This is a genomic window from Streptomyces triticagri (assembly GCF_003429565.1).
In the GTDB taxonomy this organism is placed as follows: Bacteria; Actinomycetota; Actinomycetes; order Streptomycetales; family Streptomycetaceae; genus Streptomyces; species Streptomyces triticagri.
On the sequence record NZ_QUAK01000054.1, the window covers coordinates 47,270 to 66,957 of the forward strand.

At 73.4% G+C, this 19,688-nt stretch carries 15 protein-coding genes; 7 read left to right on the top strand and 8 right to left on the bottom strand.

Annotated elements, in window-relative coordinates; translation table 11 throughout:
* Positions 1-5: 5 nt before the first annotated feature.
* Positions 6-1,970 carry a hypothetical protein gene (locus DY218_RS10190; protein WP_128555617.1) on the bottom strand — a complete coding sequence of 655 codons (1,965 nt, stop codon included), beginning with the start codon at positions 1,968-1,970 and terminating at the stop codon, positions 6-8.
* A gap of 98 nt (positions 1,971-2,068) precedes the next feature.
* Here DY218_RS10190 and DY218_RS10195 point away from each other — a divergent pair, with 98 nt between their 5' ends.
* From DY218_RS10195 to DY218_RS10205, 3 genes are all read left to right on the top strand, one after another.
* Positions 2,069-2,881 (top strand): inositol monophosphatase family protein, encoded by an 813-nt coding sequence (locus DY218_RS10195; RefSeq protein ID WP_128555618.1) that lies wholly within the window; start codon positions 2,069-2,071, stop codon positions 2,879-2,881.
* 159 nt (positions 2,882-3,040) lie between these two features.
* Positions 3,041-3,691, top strand: a complete 651-nt coding sequence (locus DY218_RS10200; protein WP_128555619.1) for a phosphotransferase — start codon at positions 3,041-3,043, stop codon at positions 3,689-3,691.
* A 221-nt stretch (positions 3,692-3,912) separates the two neighbouring features.
* The gene (locus tag DY218_RS10205) at positions 3,913-4,692 is read left to right on the top strand and encodes a M23 family metallopeptidase (protein WP_233521464.1); all 780 of its coding nucleotides are present in this window, start codon (positions 3,913-3,915) and stop codon (positions 4,690-4,692) included.
* Between the two features lie 67 nt (positions 4,693-4,759).
* Here the strand turns inward: DY218_RS10205 and DY218_RS10210 are convergent, their stop codons facing one another.
* Positions 4,760-5,353, bottom strand: a complete 594-nt coding sequence (locus DY218_RS10210; RefSeq protein WP_128555620.1) for a TetR/AcrR family transcriptional regulator — start codon at positions 5,351-5,353, stop codon at positions 4,760-4,762.
* A gap of 168 nt (positions 5,354-5,521) precedes the next feature.
* On the opposite strand from DY218_RS10210, the gene DY218_RS10215 reads away from it, so the two are divergent.
* A complete protein-coding gene (locus tag DY218_RS10215) occupies positions 5,522-8,002 on the top strand; it encodes a glycoside hydrolase family 3 protein (RefSeq protein WP_128555621.1) in 2,481 nt (826 codons plus the stop codon).
* Here DY218_RS10215 and DY218_RS10220 read toward each other — a convergent pair.
* Entirely contained in the window at positions 7,999-8,658 is a 660-nt protein-coding gene (locus DY218_RS10220; protein ID WP_128555622.1) for a response regulator, read from the bottom strand. The genes DY218_RS10215 and DY218_RS10220 overlap by 4 nt on opposite strands.
* 485 nt (positions 8,659-9,143) lie before the next feature.
* Complete coding sequence (locus DY218_RS10225; protein WP_233521465.1) at positions 9,144-10,490, bottom strand: sensor histidine kinase; 1,347 nt, start codon at positions 10,488-10,490, stop codon at positions 9,144-9,146.
* Between the two features lie 190 nt (positions 10,491-10,680).
* On the opposite strand from DY218_RS10225, the gene DY218_RS10230 reads away from it, so the two are divergent.
* The 3 genes from DY218_RS10230 (at position 10,681) to DY218_RS10240 (ending at position 15,855) form a co-directional block, all read left to right on the top strand.
* Positions 10,681-13,308 (top strand): FtsX-like permease family protein, encoded by a 2,628-nt coding sequence (locus DY218_RS10230; protein WP_128555623.1) that lies wholly within the window; start codon positions 10,681-10,683, stop codon positions 13,306-13,308.
* A gap of 234 nt (positions 13,309-13,542) precedes the next feature.
* Positions 13,543-14,292 (top strand): D-Ala-D-Ala carboxypeptidase family metallohydrolase, encoded by a 750-nt coding sequence (locus tag DY218_RS10235; protein ID WP_407703595.1) that lies wholly within the window; start codon positions 13,543-13,545, stop codon positions 14,290-14,292.
* 126 nt (positions 14,293-14,418) lie between these two features.
* Positions 14,419-15,855, top strand: coding sequence for an amidase (locus DY218_RS10240; protein ID WP_128555625.1), 1,437 nt, complete (start codon positions 14,419-14,421; stop codon positions 15,853-15,855).
* Positions 15,856-15,862: 7 nt separating this feature from the next.
* On the opposite strand, the gene DY218_RS10245 is transcribed toward DY218_RS10240, so the two are convergent.
* From DY218_RS10245 to DY218_RS10260, 4 genes are all read right to left on the bottom strand, one after another.
* Positions 15,863-16,747: a carbohydrate ABC transporter permease gene (locus tag DY218_RS10245; RefSeq protein WP_233521466.1), complete on the bottom strand. Its 885-nt coding sequence runs from the start codon at positions 16,745-16,747 to the stop codon at positions 15,863-15,865.
* The gene (locus tag DY218_RS10250; RefSeq protein ID WP_128555634.1) at positions 16,744-17,718 is read right to left on the bottom strand and encodes a carbohydrate ABC transporter permease; all 975 of its coding nucleotides are present in this window, start codon (positions 17,716-17,718) and stop codon (positions 16,744-16,746) included. The genes DY218_RS10245 and DY218_RS10250 overlap by 4 nt, the downstream gene beginning before the upstream one ends.
* Before the next feature lie 59 nt (positions 17,719-17,777).
* Positions 17,778-19,124, bottom strand: coding sequence for an ABC transporter substrate-binding protein (locus DY218_RS10255; RefSeq protein WP_128555626.1), 1,347 nt, complete (start codon positions 19,122-19,124; stop codon positions 17,778-17,780).
* A 45-nt stretch (positions 19,125-19,169) separates the two neighbouring features.
* Positions 19,170-19,688 (bottom strand): sugar phosphate isomerase/epimerase family protein (locus DY218_RS10260; protein ID WP_147336132.1); only part of this gene is annotated, 519 nt, incomplete at its 5' end.

Below are 19,688 nucleotides of genomic sequence, written 5' to 3' on the forward strand. Positions count from 1 at the left end.
CTCGGTCAACCGGCGCCGTGCGGCGTCCACTCCGGCGGCACCGGCTGCGGCACCGGCAGCGCGTACGTCACGAAGCGTGCCCACAGGATGCCGCCGAGGCGGGTCACTTCGGCACGGTTCTCGCGGTCCGACTCCGAACGGGGCGCCTCGTCCGCACCACGGGCCGACATCAACAGGCGCCAGGCCAGCTGGAGTTCACGCTCCCCGGCCTCGGACGGCCGACCCGTACGCCGGTCCAGGTCGAGCAGTGCCGAGGCCAGTGCGCAGCACGCCGTGGCGTCCGGCGCACCGGCCTCGCGGGCGCGCCGGATGCGGTCGCGCACCTCGGCCTCCGGCAGCCCGAGCGACGCGGCCGAACGGGCGGCCTGCGCGAGGACGCCGGTCGCCAGGCCGTCGAGGATCCCGTACTTGCGGGTGCGCCGCAGTGCGGGGTCCAGGGCGTTCGCGCGTGCGGCCGCCTCCGCGGCCCGGTCGGCGAGGGTGAGCCGGTGCGGGGCCCGGGCGTGCTGGGCCTGCAGGTCCATGGCCTGCCAGAACTCGAACCGGGCCAGTTCCACCAGGAGTTCGCGTCCGTGCCGGCCCGGCTGGGGGCCGAGCCGGGTGGCGATCCCGTCCATCCGGGACACCAGCGCGGACAGGCGCGTCGTGGGGCCCTCGGCGAACCACTCCTGTTCGGTGCGGTGCCGCAGCACGATCAGTTCGACGCGCAGCAGGTACGGATTGGCGGGGTCCACGTCGAGCGCGGGCGCCAGGGCCGCGGAGGCCGCGTCGTACTCGTGGCGCAGTACGGCCTCCTCGGCGGTCCGGACCGCGTCGGCCGCGAACGCCCGCCGGGCGCCGTCGACTTCGGCCTCCGGGAAGCCGGATGTCACGATCAGCGCCAGGTGTTCGCGGGCGCGCCGCGGGTCGGCCGACTGCGCACGGGCGGCGAGGGTGAGGTGCGGCGCCAGGAGGTCGCGGGGCAGCCGGGTGCGTACGGCATCGACGGTCTCCCGCGGTACGGGGGCGCCGGTCGCCGTCTCCAGTACGCGGTGCAACTCCGCCCAGAACGCGTCGTCCTGGTGGACCGCGGCCCAGTGCCGCAGCGCCTCGCGCCAGGCGGTGAACGTGTCGCCGCCGGACCGGGCGCCGGCCTCGAGCTCGTAGGCGCGGGCGTGCTGGGCGACCGCCAGGTGATGGTGGTGGCCGGCGGCGGCCGCGGACCAGAGGCGAATGGCCTCGGCGGACCAGGGGTGGATCTCCCCGTCGCGCTCGAGGTGGCCGTACGCCTCGCCCGCGAGCCGCTCGGCGAGGTGTGCGCGGAGGCGGGCGGCGAAGTCCGCGAGCTGGATCGCCTGGTCGGAGGCGGGGGCGTCGTCCGGCGGGCGCACCCGCGCGAGCGCCGCGTCCGCCTCGTCGAGGAGGTCCCCGGCGCGCTCGGTGTCCCCGTCGGACAGCGCGGAGAGAGCACCCTCGAGGTGCCCGCGCACGACGCCGCACCACAGCCCGCGCACCGCCTCCGGCCCGGGCCAGTCCCGCCGGCCACCGCCCTCCCCCGTCGCGAGGAGCTCGGCGAACACCCCGGGCGCGGTACGGGCGGCCGCCCCGAGCAGCGGCCCTACGCCCACCGGCGAGTACTCGGGCCAGCGGTCCCGGTAGCGCCGCAGGAGTTCACGGGCACCCTCGGTGATCCAGGTGTCGGCGCGCGCATGGGCCGGGTCCACGACCGCGGCGACGAGGCGGACGACCTTGCCCACCCCGCTGTCACCGAGCTCGGGATCGTCCCGTACGACACGCAGCGCCTCGGCCGCGGTCTCGCGGTCACCCGCGGCCAGGCTCTCCACGGCCCGGCGCGCGATGAGCAGCGCGCCACCCTTCCGCTTTCCCAACTGCCGGGCCACGCCCGCGAATACCTCGTCCAGAGCCGCCCGGTCGGGCGCCGGCGGGTAGCCGCCCGCACGGGGCGACGACGGTGCCGGATCCTCCGCCATCCACCAGACCCCCCGTCGGGACGTACCGCCGCTCATCGCGTACGGCTCAGCTCAGCATGCCAGTACGGGCACAGGGACGGTGGCCGTACGCTCACCCCATGGTCAACTCCAGCTCACCCGGGGCCCGTCCGAGCCTCGCGGATCACGAGGTCGCCGCTGCGGCGGCGCTGGCCGGGGCCGCGGCCGTCCGCGCCAGGTACGGCGGCCCGCTCCGCCGATTCGACAAGGGTGAAGGGGACTTCGCCACCGACGCCGATGTCGCGGCCGAGCAGGCGATCCTGGACGTACTGCGGTCCGCGCGGCCGGAAGACACCGTGTACGGCGAGGAGAGCGGCCGGCACGGGGCCGCGGACGCGGCACGGCAGTGGCTGGTCGATCCGTTGTGCGGCACGCTCAACTACGCGACGGGCGCGATGCTGGCGGCCGTCAATGTGACGCTGCGGGACGGCGCGGCCGCGGTGGCGGACCCATTCAGCGGCGAGGTCTTCGTCACCGACGGCGGCACGGCGTGGGTACGGAACGACGGCGAGGAATCGACGCTCGCCCCCACGGCCGCCTCCCGGCTCGTCGACCTGAACCTGGATCCGCCCTTCCCGAGCGCACCGGGCTTCCGCGCGGTGGAGCTGCTCTCCCTCTCCGGATTCACCGAAGCGTTCCGCCCGCGGGTGCTCTCCACGTCGCTCGCCGTCGCCTGGGTCGCCGCCGGGCGGCGGGCCGCGTACGTGACCGACGGCACGGGTCTGATCGACAGCGAGCACTTCGCCGCGGGGATCACCCTGTGCCGCGCGGCCGGCTGCATCGTCACGGGGATCGACGGCGCACCGCTCGACGCCGCCTCCCCGGGCCTCCTCGCCGCGGCCGACCCCACCACACACACCCGGCTCCTCACCCTGATCCGAGCAACGGCCTGACTGAGTCACTCCGTTGACGGGACATGAGGAGGCTCCCGCCCCCCGTCATCGACCAGTACGTTCGTGGACACGGCGTCCGCAGGGGCGGATGGCGAGGGAGCCGCCGAGGCGACGAGTGGTCGAGAAGCCGGGTGAACGGGCGAGGAGGGGTGAAGCACATTGGAATTGGTCGGGCAGGGGCGCGAGGCCGATGTGTACGCCCTGGACGGCGCGCGCGTGCTGCGTCGCTTCCGGGACGGGCGGCCGGCCGCAGGCGAGGCGCGGCTGTTGCGGTGGCTGGCCGCGCAGGGGTATCCGGTGCCGGCCGTGCACGCGGCCGAGGGCGCGGATCTGGTGATGGAGCGGCTCGACGGGCCGCTCCTGAGCGAGGCGTTGCGTTCCCGTCCTTGGCGGGCGCGGGCGTACGGGGAGATGCTCGGCCGGCTGCACCGGGAGCTGCACGTGCTGTCCGCCCCCGACTGGCTGCAACGGATCACCGGGGACGAGGGCACCGCCCGGGTGCTGCACCTCGATCTGCACCCGGAGAACGTCGTCCTGACGAGCCGGGGTCCGTACGTCATCGACTGGACCAACGCCCGCGCCGGCCGGCCCGAGATCGACCCGGCCATGACCTTCGTGATCCTGCGCGGACTCGTGCTGCCGCCGCACGAGCGGCTGATGCTCCGCGTGCTGCTGCGCGCCATGTCCCGCACCTGCGGCAGCGACCGTCGCGCCGGCATGCCCGCCGCCACCGCGCGCCGCCTCGCCGACCCCCACCTCACTCCGGCCGAGGCCGGTCGGGTCCGCCGCCTTCGGGTGCCCGGCACGTGAGCCCGGCCGGTCCCCCACCCGGCCCAGCCGACGCGGCGACGGGTCCTTGTTCGAGTAACCGCAGCTCCCTGCCATCGCTCTGACCTGCTGCCCAGCGGCCACGTTCACCCGCCGTTCGGACTCCGAACCACCCTCTCGACCCGGCCCAACCGGGCCGCCGCACCCTCCGATCGGCCCATCCGGGCATGCAATCGGCCGCCGACGCGGGTGTCCTGACGGACATGAACTCATCCACGGAACACCCGGACGGACAAGAGACGGCCCACCCGGACGTACTCGCCCACGAGCCGGGCACCACCCGGCGTGGCGCTCTCGGCGTGACCGCGGCCCTGGTCGGCGGCGCCCTGTCCATAGCCGCGGCGCCCAGCGCCGCAGCCGCCACCCGCGCCCGCCCGGCGCACACCCCCACCCACTCCCACTCCCACTCCCACCCCCGTCTCCGCGCCGATTCCGGGGAGGAGCGCGGGATCGGGACCGAGTCCGGCGAGCCGTGCATGGTCGGCTACGACGAGACCTTCGAGGACGCGCTGGCCGAGGCCGACTCCCGGCTGCCGGACGACGGCGCGAACGCCCAGCGCGCGGGCCTCGCCGGCATCTTCACCAAGCCGCTGCGCCGCCAGTTCCGCGTCACCGCCCGCTACGGGATCAAGGGCAACTGGATCGCCGGCCACCACACGGGCATCGACCTGGCCGTCCCCACCGGCACACCGGTCTACGCGGTCGGCGCCGGGACCGTCGTCCTCTCCGCCTGGTCCGGCGACTACGGAAACGCGGTCACCGTGCGCATGCCGGACGGCCACTACGCGGTCTACGCGCACCTCAGCCGCCTCCGCATCAAGGCCGGCGCGAGCATCAAGGCCGGTGCGCGCATCGCGGACAGCGGTGCCACCGGTCGCGCCACGGGCCCGCATCTGCACCTGGAGATCCGGTCGCAGCGCGGCTACGGATCGGACATCGACCCGGTCGCCTACCTGGCGCGCAAGGGCGTACGGCTCCTCTGACGCCGAGCCGGACCCCGGACCGGACCACGGACCGGACCCCGGACCGGTGGGCGTGCCGATGCGCCCCCTAACCGCCCCCGCCCCGCCCGTCGTCGGGCTCACCGCCCTCGATCAGCGCGAGGAAGTCGCGGAACGCGCTCGGCATGTCCACCGATTCCGGGTCGAGCAGCCACTGGTACTGCAGTCCGTCCATCACCGCCACCAGGAGCGGCGCCGCGCGCTCGGGCGTGAGTCCGCCGGGCAGCCGGTCGCCGTACTCGGCGCGCAGGACCCGTGCCATGGACTCCCGGGTGCCGACATAGCGGCGGGTGAAGAACTCCCGGGCCGGATGGCCCTCCGTGACCGATTCGCCGAGCAGCGCGGAGAAGGTCTGCACGATGCCGGGGCGCATGGCGTTGTACTCCACGAGCGAGCCGAGCAGGTCGATGCGCCATTCGCTGCCGGGCACGGCGTCCCACTGGTCGCGCGCCTCCAGGACGGCGAGGAGCAGGGCTTCCTTGGTGGGGAAGTGGTGCAGCAGGCCCTGCTGGGTGAGGCCCACCCGTTCCGCGACGGCTGCCAGGCTCGCGCCGCGATAGCCGCGTTCGGCGATGACCTCGAGGGCGGCGCGCAGGATCGCGGCCCGGCGTTCCTCGCTCCGGGCGGTCCTGGTGTCGCTCATGGGGTCGTCACCGTACGGCTGCTCATGCCGTCACCGTACGACAGGCGGAGAGCAGCCGAAGAGGGATGGATAACGCTGAAGTAACGAAACCTACCGCTCGCCAGGTACGGGGTGCAGGATGGACGCACTCAGACCCGTGTGCAGGACCCGTATCAGGAGGTGCCGGCAATGGCGTACCAGGCGGACGGCGAAGCCAGGAGCGGGGCCACGGCCCCGGAGCGGGCGCGGGACGAGGCCCGCGAGGCGGTGGTCGAGGCCGCGCTCGGCAAGCTCGACCTCGACACCAAGGCCCGGCTCCTCGGCGGCAAGGACGTGTGGTCGCTGCACCCGGTGCCCGCGATCGGCCTGAAGTCCCTGGTGATGTCCGACGGTCCGATCGGGGTGCGCGGGGTGCGCTGGACGGCCGCCGACCCGTCGATCGCGCTGCCCTCGCCGACCGCGCTCGCCGCCACCTGGGACCAGGACCTGGCCCGCCGGGCCGGCACGCTGCTCGCCCAGGAGGCCCGGCGCAAGGGCGTGCACGTACTGCTCGCGCCGACGGTCAATCTGCACCGCTCGCCGCTCGGCGGCCGGCACTTCGAGGCGTACAGCGAGGATCCGTATCTGACCGGGGTCATCGGCACCGGCTATGTGCAGGGTGTGCAGTCGGGCGGCGTCGGTACGACGGTGAAGCACTTCGTGGCCAACGACGCCGAGACGGAACGCTTCACGGTGAACAACCTGCTCTCCGAACGCGCCCTGCGCGAGCTGTACTTGGCGCCCTTCGAGGCCATCGTGGCGAACGCCCACCCGTGGGGCATCATGACCGCCTACAACACGGTGAACGGCACCACGATGACGGAGCACAGCTACCTGGTGAACGAGGTGCTGCGCGGCGAATGGCGCTTCGACGGCTTCAACGTCTCCGACTGGAGCGCCGCCCGCTCGACCGCCGGTGACATCAAGGGCGGCCTCGACGTGGCCATGCCCGGCCCGGGGACCGTCTACGGCGAGGCGCTCGCGACCGCCGTCCGCGCGGGCGAGGTCGACGAGTCCGAGGTGGACGCGGCGGTACGCAACGTCCTGCGGCTCGCCGCCCGGGTCGGTGCCCTGGAGGGCGCGGAGCCGGTCGTCACCGAGCTGCCCGCCGAGGTGGACGGCGAGGCGCTGGCCCGGGAGCTCGCCCGCCGCGCCTTCGTCCTGGTACGCAACTCCGGTGCGCTGCCGCTGCGTTCGGACACTCGGCTCGCCCTGATCGGGGCCGCGGCGCGGGATGCCCGGGTGCTCGGCGGCGGCTCCGCGACCGTCTTCCCCGACCATGTCGTCTCGCCGCTCGACGGACTGACCGCGGCGCTGCCCGAGGGCTCGCTCACGTATGCGGTCGGCGCCGATCCGAGTGGTGAACTCGCCGCCGCGGACAAGGGTTTCGAGCTGCACGCGATCTGCCGGGACGCGGACGGGGTCATCATCGGCGAGGGCCCGCTGCCGAACGGGCATGTGCAGTGGATGGGCGACGACCTGCCCGCCGGAGTCACCCACGAGACGCTGCACAGCGTCGAGATCAAGGGCGTCTTCACCCCGCGCGACAGCGGCGAGCACACCTTCGGCACCCGCGGGCTCGGCGCCTTCAAGCTGAGCGTGGACGGCCGGGAACTGTACGACGGCGTACAGGAGATGGGCGGCGAGTCCGACCCGTTCGAGGCGTTCTTCGGCTCACCCCAGGAGCGCGGCACGGTCAACCTCACCGCCGGTGAGCCGGTCGTGGTCTCGCTCGTGCACCCCCTTGACCGGTCGGTGGCGCCGCCGCTGCCCGCGATCGTCTTCAGCTTCACGCACCTCGGTCCGCGGCGTGACCCCGACGAGCTGATCGCCGAGGCCGCCGAGGCCGCCCGCGCGGCGGAGGTCGCGGTCGTCGTGGTCGCGACGACCGAGCGGGTCGAGTCCGAGGGATTCGACCGGAAGGACCTCCGACTCCCCGGCCGCCAGGACGACTTGGTACGTGCGGTGGCCGCCGCCAATCCGAACACGGTGGTGGTCGTCAACTCCGGTTCGCCGGTGGAGCTGCCCTGGCGGGACGAGGTGGCGGCGGTGCTGCTCAGCTGGTTCCCCGGCCAGGAGGGCGGCGGGGCGCTCGCGGACGTGCTGCTCGGGGTCGAGGAGCCGGGCGGGCGGCTGCCCACCACCTGGGGCTCGCTGGCGGACGCGCCGGTCACCCGGGTGACTCCGGTGGACGGTCGACTCCCTTACGAGGAGGAGCTGTTCATCGGCTACCGGGCCTGGGACCGCGCCGGCGCCACACCCTCGTACCCCTTCGGGCACGGCCTCGGCTACACGGACTGGGCGTACGAATCGCTCGAGGTGGACGGGACGACGGCGACCGTGCGGGTGCGCAATACGGGGAACCGGGCCGGACGCGAGGTCGTCCAGCTGTATCTCTCCCCCTCCCCCGCCTCGGCCGACGCGTCCCGGCCCGCGCGGTGGCTCGCCGGGTTCGCGGGGGTCACGGCCGGGCCCGGCGAGAGCGCGGAGGTGGTCGTCGAACTGCCGCGCCGGGCCTTCGAGATCTGGGACGAGGACACCAACTCCTGGTCCTACCAGGCGGGTTCGTACGACCTGACCGCGGGGCGGTCGGTGACGGACGGGCGACTGACGGAGACGGTGGTCGTCTAGGCCTCGGTGCAGACGCCGTTCTCCCAGGCCCAGGCGGCGATCTCGACGCGGTTGCGGGCGTCCAGCTTGCGCTGCACGTTGCCCAGGTGGGTCTTGACCGTCGAGAGGGTCACATACAGGTCCGCGGCGATCTCGTCGTTGGTACGGCCGCGGGCCACCCGGCGTACGACGTCCAGCTCGCGGTCCGTGAGCTGGGCCGATGCGGGTGGCGGCGTGCGGCGGTCCGGGGCGTCCGTCATGTGCTGCAGCAGGCGGACGGTGACGGACGGCGAGATCAGCGAGGCGCCCTGGGCCGCGGCGCGGACCGCCTCGGCGAGCAGGGCCGGGGAGCCGTCCTTGAGCAGGAAGCCGCAGGCGCCGTTGCGCAGGGCGCGGTACACGTACTCGTCGAGGTCGAAGGTGGTGGCGATCACGACGTGCAGGGGGTCCTGCACGCCGGGACCCGCCAGTTCGCGGGTGGCCGCGAGGCCGTCCAGGCCGGGCATCCGGATGTCCAGCAGGCAGACGTCCGGGCGGAGTTCGCGGGCGAGAGCGACGGCGGTGGTTCCGTCGGGGGCGTCCGCGACGACGTCGATGTCCGGTTGCGAGTCCAGGATCATGCGGTACGCGGACCGGATCATCTCCTGATCATCTGCGATGAGCACGCGGATCGTCATGCCGACGATCGTTGCACCTCAGCCCGTCCGGCAGCGTCACCGGGTCACCCCTCAGCCCGTCGGGCCCCCTCAGCCCGTCCGGCCCCCTCAGCCCGTCCGGCACCTTCAGCCTGTCCGGCGTTTGAGGACATCTTTCAGCCGGTCCGGCGTTTGAGGACGAGGCCGTCCAGGCCAAGAAAGAGCCCGTCCGGCGATTGAGGACGAGGCCGCCAGGCCGATGCCTGGAACCGGAACGGCCCTGAACGGGCCTTGTCCTCAAGCGCCGGACCGGCTGAAAGACTGCCCTCAAACGCCGGGCGGGCTGAGAGATTGGCCTGGACGGCCTCGTCCTCANGAACGGCCCTGAACGGGCCTTGTCCTCAAGCGCCGGACCGGCTGAAAGACTGCCCTCAAACGCCGGGCGGGCTGAGAGATTGGCCTGGACGGCCTCGTCCTCAAGCGCCGGACCGGCTGAAAGATTGCCCTGAACGGGCCGAAAGATGTCCTCAAACGCCGGACGGGCTGACGGTGCCGGGCGGGCTGACAGTGCCGGACGGGCCGGCCGTGGCCGACGGGCCGTGCGGTGACCCTCTGAAGATGCCGGACGGGCTGGTGGTGGCCGACCGGCCGTGGGGTGCCCCTCTACGGAGGTCAGGCACGGGAAGGCCCGCCTCCACTCGCCAACCACCCCCCGGCCCACGCCCCGCGGCGAACGTTCCGCCCGCCGCCGCAATCCGCTCCGCCAGACCGACGAGACCGAACCCCTCCCCTCGCCCCGCCCCGCGGGGACCGCGGCCGTCGTCCGTGACCACCGCCTCGATCAGGTCCGCCCGCTCGGGACTCAGCCGGACATCGACGACCACCTTGGAGACCGAGACCCCGTGCTTGCGCACATTGGTCAGCGACTCCTGCACAAGACGGTGCACCCCCGTGGTGATCTGCGGCGCCAGCGCGCGGTCCGCGAGCCGCGGGTCCAGGGTGAGTTCACAGGGCGGCCCGTGCCGGGCGAAGTCCGCGACCAGCGGCCGCAGCGCGGCGAGACTCCCACCGGGCCCGGTCCCCGCACCGGACGGCGCCCGCAGCACCGACACCATGCTGCGCATGGATGTCATCGCCTCCGAGCCCGACTCCTCGATGAGGGCCAGCATCCGGTCCAGGTCCGCGGCCGCCGGCGCGTGCCCGCCGGCCGTCGCGTACCGTACGGCCTTGGCCTGGGTGACGATCGCCGTCACATGGTGCGCCACGAAGTCGTGCAACTCCCGTGCGTACTCCAGGCGTTGATCCTGCAGCTCCGCGGCCCGCAGCCGCGCCCGCAGCGTGTCGTGCTGGCGCAGGTACAGGCCGAGGCCGACGGCGACGAGCTCGGCGAACATCAGCAGCGGCGCCACATAGTTGCCCACGTCGCTCCACTGCCCGGAGTCGATCCGCAGCAGCAGCGCCCCCGCGGCAAAGCCGGCGAGCAGCGCCAGGCCCACCGCCCGCGGCCAGGTCAGCTGACGCACGGACCGCGTGACGACGAGCAGCAGGGCTCCCGACTCGGCCATCCCCGGGGTGGTCTCCGGCCGGTGGGCCAGGGCCGTGCTGACGCCGGTGAGCAGGAGCGAGGCGGTCACCGCGATGCAGGCCAGGACGGGGAAGCGCCGGGGCGGCACCAGCACGGCCGCGATGCACAGGGCTCCGGTGAGCACGGTCGCGACGGTGGTGGGCAGGTAGTGGGTCTGCACCGCCTCGAAGACCAGGAGCGCGAGGAGGGCGGCGGCAGCCGGCACGTACAGCGCGAGGCGCCGGACCGGGACGGCCCGGAGCGTGGCCAGGACATGCCCTGGGTCGGTGGCCGGGAGCGAACACATCATGCGACCCCACGCTACGTCCCGCCGGTGCGGCCCTGCCTCGTCCTTTCGGCCGACCCGGCGGGCGGACCCGGCCGGCCGGGTCGGCAGTACGGCTGATCCGCGGGGGCGGCCCGGCGGCGCAGGATCGAGGTCGTGCCGCTGCCCGAGCCGCCGCGGACATCCGCCCTCCCGCCTTCGGAAGACGCCGCCCATGCTCCGTACCGCCGTGCGTTCCCTGCTCACCCACCGGATCCGCTTCCTGCTGCCCGCGCTCGCCGTGCTGCTCGGCGTCGCCTGCACGTCCGGCTCGCTGCTCTACACCGCGTCCGTACGCGAGGCACTGACCCGGGCGCAGGACGGCGCGCAGGCCGATGTGGCGGTGGCGGTCACGGCCGACGACGGCCCGTCCGGCGAGACCGCCGCTCCCCCGCTCGACGACCGTCTGCGAGAGCGCCTCGGCTCGGTGGCGGGTGCGGCCGCGGTGCGGGGCACGGTGGAGGGGACGTCGTTCGTCGTGGGCCGCGGCGGTGGTCTGGTGGGGGCGCGGGAGGCTGCGGTCGGCGCCAACTTCGTGCCCCTGCAGGACGGCCGGGACCCGCGGCATCCGCTGACCGGCGGGCGCGGGCCGCGCACCGCGGGTGAGGTGGCGTTCGACGAGCACACCGCCGCCCGCACCGGCCACCGGGTCGGCGACCGGGTGCGGATCGTCGTGGGCGGCCAGGCCCGCACGGCGCGTCTGGTGGGCATCGTGACCGCGCGCGATCCGCGGCTCGTCGCGGGCGGCACCCTGACCCTCTTCGACACCGCCTCCGCGCAGCGGCACTTCGCGCCGGGACCGGGCACGTACACCGGCCTGACGGTGTCGACCCGCGAGACGCTCACGGCAGCCGGCGCGAACGGTACGGGCCCGACGCAGGACACCGCCGCACAGGAGCGGCTCGCCCGCGGCGTACAGGCGGCGCTTCCCGACGGGCTGCGCGCCGTCACCCGGCAGGCACTCGACGCGGAGGCCGCCGCGGCCGCGCGGAGCGACCAGGGCAAGCTGACCGGCATTCTGCTGAGCTTCGGCGCGGTGGCGCTGCTCGTCGCCACCTTCCTGATCGCCAACACCTTCACCATGCTCAGTGCGGCCCGCGCCCGGGAGCACGCGCTGCTGCGGGTGGTGGGTGCCACCCGCGGGCACGTCCTGCGCCTTGTGCTGACCGAGGCGCTGCTCGTCGGGACGGTCGCCGCCGCTGCCGGGCATCTGCTCGGCTTCGGGGTGGCCGGGCTGCTGCGGCGCTTCTTCGGCGTGACGGACGGACCCGCGGTGCCGCTGCAGTACACGGCGCCGCTGCCGGCGGTCGCCGCCTTCGCGGTCGGCATCGTCACGACGCTGGTCGCCGCGTACGTCCCGGCCCGCCGCGCGGCGGCGGTGGCACCGGTCGCGGCGCTGCGCACCGACGTTCCGCCGGAGCCCGCCTCGCTGCGGCGCCGCAGCGTCCTGGGCGCGCTGGTCACCGGTGCCGGGCTGCTGCTCACGGTCGCGGCCGCCACCTCCGACGACCTCGCGGTGGTCACCCTCGCCGGTGCCGTACTGCTGCTTGGGCTCGTCCTGCTCACGCCGGCCCTCGCCCTCGTGGCCACCGCTCTGGTGCGACGTCCGCTGACCCGCCTCACCGGGGTGCACGGCACGCTCGCCGTGCAGAACGCGCGCCGCAATCCGCGCCGTACGGCGGCCACCGCGGCCACCCTGATGATCGGGCTCGCCCTGGTCAGCGCGGCGACGGTGGTGGCCGCCTCGCTCGGCCGGGCCGCCGAGGAGGAGGCCGCGGCCGCGATGGCGTCGGATCTGCGGGTGACTCCCGTCGACTTCGCGGAGATCGGCGAGGGCACGGCCGAGCGCATCGCACGACTCCCGGACGCGGCCGCGGTCACGCCGGTGGTGTCCGCGCTGGTCAGCCTGCACGACGGCGGTGGTCTCCAGGCGGTCGGGGTGGATCCGCGCACGGCGGGACGCATCGCGGATCTCACGGTTCACGAGGGCTCGCTGGCACGGCTGGACCAGGGGATCGCCGTGACGCGGCAGGAGGCGGCGGCACACGACTGGCGCATCGGGACGCGGGTGACGGGCACGGTGGACGGCACGGGTGCGGTGTCCGGCGGGGACGGTCGCGGCGGTACGGGCACGGGCGGCGGCCGGGACCGGAAGCTCGCGCTGCCCGTCGTCGCGATCTACGACGGCCCGGCGGCACTCGCTCCCGCGCTGGTGCCGCAGGACGCCCTGCCGCGGGTGCGCACGGACCGGGACGCCTCGGGTCCGCGCATCGACTCGGTGCTGGTCGCCGCAGCTCCGGGCCGCACCGCGGCGCTCATGGAGGACATCCGGCGCTCGCTCGACAACCCCGCCCTGCTCGTCCAGGACCGGGCGGCGGCGGGCCGCGAGGCGGCGCGGCCGTACGAGCCGATGCTGGCGATCGTGTACGCGCTGCTGAGCATCGCCGTGCTGATCGGGTCGCTCGGGGTGGTGAACACCATGGCGATGGCGGTGTCCGAACGGGTGCGGGAGATCGGCCTGTTGCGGGCGGTCGGGCTCGAACGGGGCCGGGTGGCCGCGGTGTTGCGCCTCGAGTCGCTGCTGGTCTCGCTGCTCGGTGCGGTCCTGGGTGTGTCTGCCGGGACGCTGCTCGGGGTGGTCGCGGTGGCGGGGCAGGAGGGCGCGCCACTCGCGCTGCCGTGGGGACGCCTTGTCCTGTTCTGTGCGGCGGCGGCCGCGATCGGGGTCCTCGCGGCCGTGCTTCCGGGGCGGACCGCGGCGCGTGTTCCGGTACTCCGGGCGGTGGGGGCGGACGTGGGGTGAACGGGGCGGCAGGTGACGGATGCATGACGTCGAGTACTCAACTCCGGCCCATGAGTACCGAGTTGGGCCGTACGTCATTGACAAACGGGGACCGTCTCGCGAGGCTCCCCAAGCTCAGCGTCCCCCGCACCCGAGCGAAGGTCTCCCCCCATGACTTCACGGAACTCACGGACCTCACGGACCTCTTCAGCCTCTCCGACCACACTGACGTCGCGACGCTCCACCACTCTGCTCGTGTCCGCCGCTGCCGCCTTCGGTCTCGCCTTCGCGGTACCCGCGTCCGCCGCACCGTCCGCCGCCGCTCCCGCACAGGCCCCTGCCGCCGCCGACTCCGCCGCCGCGGACGGGTGTTACACCTGGAGCGGCACCCTGCAGGAGGGCTCCTCCGGCGAGGCGGTCCGGCAGCTGCAGATCCGGGTCGCCGGCTATCCGGGCTCCGGCGGCGACATCGCCATCGACGGCCAGTTCGGGCCGGCCACCAAGGCCGCGGTGCAGCGCTTCCAGTCGGCGTACGGCCTGGGCGCCGACGGCGTCGCGGGGCCCGCCACCTTCGGCAAGATCTACGAGCTCCAGGACGACGACTGCTCGCCGGTCAACTTCGACTACGGCGAGCTCAACAACTGCAACTCCGACTGGTCGGGCGGCCAGGTCAGTGCGGCCACCGCGAAGGCCAACGCGCTGGTCACCATGTGGAAGCTGCAGGCCATGCGGCACGCGATGGGCGACAAGCCGATCCAGGTCAACGGCGGCTTCCGCAGCAAGGCCTGCAACGACAACGTGGGCGGCGCCCCCAACAGCCGCCACATGTACGGCCACGCGGCCGACCTGGGCGCCGGCTCCCAGGGCTTCTGCGCCCTGGCCCTGCAGGCCCGCAACCACGGCTTCGGCGAGATCCTCGGACCCGGCTACCCGGGCCACGACGACCACACCCATGTGGCGGGCGGCGGCGGCCAGTTCTGGTCGGCACCGAGCTGCGGTCTCTGACCTCCGCTCGAGGTCAGGGATCGAGGTCAGGGATCGAGCTCCAGAGTGCGCAACCACCTCGGCGAGGGCACAGGCAGTGAGCTGTATCACCTCCGGTGCCGGGCGTCGCGACGATAGCGTGAGCGTATGAGCCGCCCCATACGGATCCACGCCTTCGGTGACGACGCACTGGCCGAGCACGATGCCGTGGGGCTCGCCGCCCTGATCCGCAGCGGTGAACTCGGCGCCGGGGAGGTCGAGTCGGCGGCGGTCGCCCGTATCCGGCAGGTCGATCCGGCGCTGGACGCCGTGGCCCACGAGGCGTACGGGACCCCGCGGCGTTCCCGGAAGCCGGAGGCCCCGCTGCACGGCGTGCCGACTCTGGTGAAGGACAACACCGACGTCGCGGGCATGCCGACCAACCACGGCACCGACGCCTACCGCGCCCGGCCCGCCACTCAGGACGGGCGCTACGCACGGCAGTTGCTCAGCACCGGCCTGACCGTGCTGGGCAAGAGCCGGCTCCCCGAGTTCGGTCTGAACGCCTCGACCGAGTTCCGCTCCGGGCCGCCCGTACGCAACCCCTGGCACACCGACCGCTCCGTGGGCGCCTCGTCGGGCGGCGCGGCCGCGCTGGTCGCCGCGGGTGCCCTGCCGCTCGCGCACGCCAACGACGGCGGCGGCTCGATCCGTATCCCCGCGGCGGCCGCGGGCCTGATCGGCCTGAAACCCAGCCGCGGCCGGCACCCGGACGGCGAGCAGGCCCGCACCATGCCGATCAACATCATCTCCGAGGGCGTGCTGACCCGTTCGGTGCGGGACACCGCCGCCTATCTCGCCGCCGCCGAGGAGCACTGGCGCAATCCGCGGCTCGCCCCGATCGGCCTGGTGCAGGGTCCGGCGCGGCGCCGTCTGCGCGTCGGGCTCCTCCTGGAGACGGTCACCGATGCGGTGGTGGACGAGCAGACCCGGGATGCCGTGCTCAGGACGGCGCGGCTGCTGGAGGAGCAGGGGCACGTCGTGGAGCCGATCCCGGTGCCGGTGCCGCGCAGCTTCCCCGCGGACTTCATCACGTACTGGGGGCTGCTCGCCGCGATGGCGGGCGGCTTCGGCCGGTTCGCCTTCGACCGGTCCTTCGACGCCTCGCGTCTGGACGGCCTGACGCAGGGCCTCGCCCGGCAGTTCAAGGACGGCGGCTGGTCCCGCACACCGGGTGCGCTGCGGCGGCTGCACCGGGCCCGCACCCGGTACGCTGCCGCCTTCCGGCGGCACGAGCTGATCCTGTCGCCCGTACTGGCCCATGTCACCCCGCCGCTCGGGCACCTCGACCCCTCGGGGCCGTTCGACGAGCTGATGGACCGGCTGCAGCGCTATGTGGCGTTCACCCCGCTGCACAACGTGACGGGCGCGCCCGGTCTGTCCCTGCCGATGGGCATGGCGCGCGAGGGCGTACCCATCGGCGTCCACCTCTCCGCCGCGCACGGCGACGACCGCACACTGCTCGAGGTGGCCTTCGCCCTCGAGGAGCAGACCACCTGGCCCGCGCTGGGCACGGCGCCCGCGGCCGAGGTGAACTCGCCCTGACCACGCGCTACTTCACGCTTCCCGCGGTCAGGCCCGAGCGCCAGTACCGCTGAAGCAGCAGGAACGCGACCACCAGGGGCAGCAGCGCGAGCAGCGAGCCGATCACCATCAGCGGGTAGTAGTCCGGATTGATCGGTGCGGTCGAGTTCCAGCTGTAGAGGCCGAGGCTGAGCGGGTAGAGCTCGGTGTCGTTGAGCATCACCAGCGGCAGGAAGAAGTTGTTCCAGATCGCGGTGAGCTGGAACAGGAAGATGGTCACATAGCCGGGGGCGAGCATCCTGAGGCCCACGGAGAAGAAGCTGCGCAGCTCGTTCGCGCCGTCGACGCGGGCGGCCTCCAGGACCTCGTCGGGTACGTAGGAGGCGGAGAACATCCGCGCCAGATACACCCCGAAGGGGTTGAACAGCACCGGGATCAGGACCGACCACACGGTGTTCGCCAGGCCCAGGTCGGAGGCGAGCAGATACAGCGGCAGGGCGAGCACGGTGGCCGGCACCATCACCGAGATCAGGATCAGGGCGAACAGCGGCCGCTTGCCGGTGAATTCGAACTTGTCGAAGACATACCCGGCGGCGGTGCTGACCAGGGCGCCGATCGCGGCGCCGCCCACGGCGTAGAGCAGGCTGTTGCCGTACCAGGTCAGATAGGCGCCGTCGTCCTGGGCGAGCAGCGCACGGATGTTGTCGACGAACGCGAAGTTCGAGAGGTCGAAGAAGTCGGAGGCGAAGAGCGCCTCGGCGTCCACGGTGGAGGCGAGCAGCAGCCACAGCAGTGGCAGCAGGGCGTACAGGACGCTGATGCCGACGACGGCATTGGCGACGAGACGGCCGTACGAGCGCGGGGCCGGGCCGGAGCCGGCGGTGGTATCGGGGGCGTTGACGGTGGCGGTCATGAGCGGCCCTTTCCGGAAACGGGGGCACCGCGCCGGCCGCGGGCCGCGGTGCCGCGCGTCACCATGTACGACAGGGCGCAGCAGACGAGCAGCAGCAGGACCGAAGCGGCCGACGCCAGGCCGTAGTTGTTACGGGTGAAGGCGGCGTCGAAGATGTACATGTTCGGCGTGTAGCGCGGGCCGACGAGCGGGGTCGCCCGGCTCAGGAGCATCGGCTCGGTGAAGAGCTGCAGCGCGGCGATCGTGGTGAAGATGGCGACGGTGGAGAGCGTGCCGCGGATCATCGGCACCTTGATGGTGAGTGCCGTGCGCACCGCGCCCGCGCCGTCGACCTGGGCCGCCTCGACGAGTTCGCGCGGGATGGCGCGCAGGGCGGCGAAGAAGATGACGGCGGTGTAGCCGAGACCGCTCCACAGGGCGATGTTGACCAGGGACGGGATCAGCATCTGCAGGCCGAGGAAGTTCACCTCGACATCGCCCTTGCTCAGTACGTCGAGTACGGGTGAGATGCCGGGTGTGTAGAGGTAGAGCCAGATGACGGTGGCGATGATGCCGGGCACGGCGTGCGGCACGAAGAGCACGGTCTGGCTGAGCTGCCTGGCCCTGATCAGGCCGGAGTCGAAGAGCAGGGCGAGGACGAGTGCGCCGGCCAGGACGAGCGGGATGAACACCAGGGCGTAGAGGAGCGTGGTGCCGACGCCACGCACGAAGCTTGGATCGGAGAGCACGGCCACGTAGTTGCGCAGCCCGACGAAGGTGGTGTGCGCATTGCCGAAGCCGAGGCCGCTGTGCGATTCGGAGAAGAAGCTCAGCCTGATCGCGTACAGGACGGGGATCAGGAACACCGCGAGGAGGAGCAGGGTGAAGGGGCCGAGCAGGAGGCCGACGGCCTGACGCTGCGGGCGGCGCGGGCGGCCGGCGGGGGTGCGGGGTGAACGGGCCGCGACTGAACGGGACTTGGCCGCAGTCATGGACGGGGACAGGGACGGGGACGGGGTGGACGCGGCTGCCGCCGTGCCGCTGGACGCGGTCATGACTGCCTCACCTTCAGGCCCAGGCTGCGCATGTCGGGCAGGGTCTCGGCCTGCGCGGTGCGCAGCGCCTCACTGATCTTCGTTCCGTACGAGATCCGGGCCAGGCCGTTGTGCAGCGAGGTGGCCGTGGCCTGCATACGAGGGCCCCAGGTCCAGCCGGTGCGCAGCAGCCGGGCCTGCTCCGTGACCAGCCCGTACAGGTCCTGGCCGTCGTAGAAGTCGGTCTTGAACTGCCGTGCGGCGGCCCGCACTTGGTTCTCGGCGGCGGGGAAGAGGCTCGAACGGCCGCTGGAGAGGCGGGCGGTGATCGCCTCGGGTGTCGTCGACATCCAGTCGAGGAAGCGCATGGCGCGTTCCTTGCGCGGGCTGTCGGCGGTGACGGCGTGCAGCGAGACGCCGTCGGTGCCGAGGACCGGCTTGCCCGGGTCCCACTGCGGCAGCGGTGCGACCCGCCAGCGGCCCGAGGTGCCGGGTACGGAGGAGGCCAGCGCGGCGAGTCCCCACGGGCCGACCAGATGCGCGGCGACCTTGCCGCGGGCCAGGGCGGACAGCCACTCCTGGCTGCTGCCCGGGGCGACGAGCAGCAGGTCCTCGTCGATCAGGCCCTGCCAGTAGTCGGCGACCCGGCGGGTGGGTGCGTCGAGGAAGTCGAGCACCCAGCTGTCGTCCTCGATCGCGAACCACTGGCCGCCGCTCTGCATGGTGTGCCCGGCGAGGACGTTGTAGGCGTTGGGATGGAAGCTGGTCAGGTGGATGCCGGACTCACGCTTGAGCCGGCGGGCCGCCTCGCGGAACTCCTCCCAGGTGGCGGGTACGTCGATGCGGTGGCGCTCGAGGATGTCGGCGCGGTAGGCGAGGAGCATCGGGCCCAGGTCGAGCGGGATTCCGTAGACCTTGCCGTCCAGTCTGCCGTTCGTCCATGCCTGCGGGCCGAGTTGGCTGCGCAGGCGCGGGGTGACCAGGTCGGTGAGGTCGGCGCAGACACCGTCGATGGCGAAGGACGGCAGGTCGGCGTCGACGATGGTGACGATGTCGGGGGCGTTGCCGGCGCGGGCGGCGTTGGAGATCTTGGCGTTGCCGCCGGCCAGGCCCGAGGTCATGGGTGAGTAGTCGACGGGGTCGTCGGGGTGGGTGGCGTTCCACTTGGCGACCAGGGTGTCGCTGCCGCGCAGGGCGGACCAGAAGGTGAGAGGGCCGTCGGGGTCACGTCCGCCGGCGGACGCGCCCTGGCTGCAGGAGGTGAGGCCGGTACAGGCCAGGGCGGTCGACAGGCCGGCGGCGAGTACGGTGCGGCGGCCGGGGGCGCGGCGGGGGTGGCCGGCGAGGCTGGTACGGCTAGTCATGGCGGCCGCCCGGGGCGCTTCGGGTGGGTGCGGAGAGCTGGGGATTCATGGGGTGCCTCTTTCGGGGCGCTCGGGGGCGGGTGGGGTGCTGAAGGTGTCGAGCTGCTGGTGGAAGGCGGTCAACGCCTCGTCGAGCGGGGCGGCTTCGGGGTACCAGGCCCGCTCCCACTCGAGGCTGAGCCAGCCCCGGTAGCCGATCCGGTGCAGCTGTTCCACGACGGCGGACAGGGGCAGCACGCCGCGACCCGGCAGGACCGGGCGCAGGTCGGCGGGTCCGGCGACGTCCTTGAGCTGTACGTGGCGGAGCCAGGGGGCGAGCAGGGTGGCCGTACGGTCCGGGGGCTCCCCGGCCCGCCAGGGGTTGACCGCGTCCCAGACCGCGCCGACCGCCGGGGAGTCGACCTCTGCCAGGACCTCGGCGACCTGGGCGCCGGTGAGGAACTCGTCGTGGGTCTCCAGGAGTACGTCCACGCCGAGCTCCGCCGCCAGTGGGGCGGCGGCCGCCAGACGGCGGACCGCCCGCTCGCGCCGGCCCTGAGGCCGGTCGGCGCCGCCGCCGAAGAC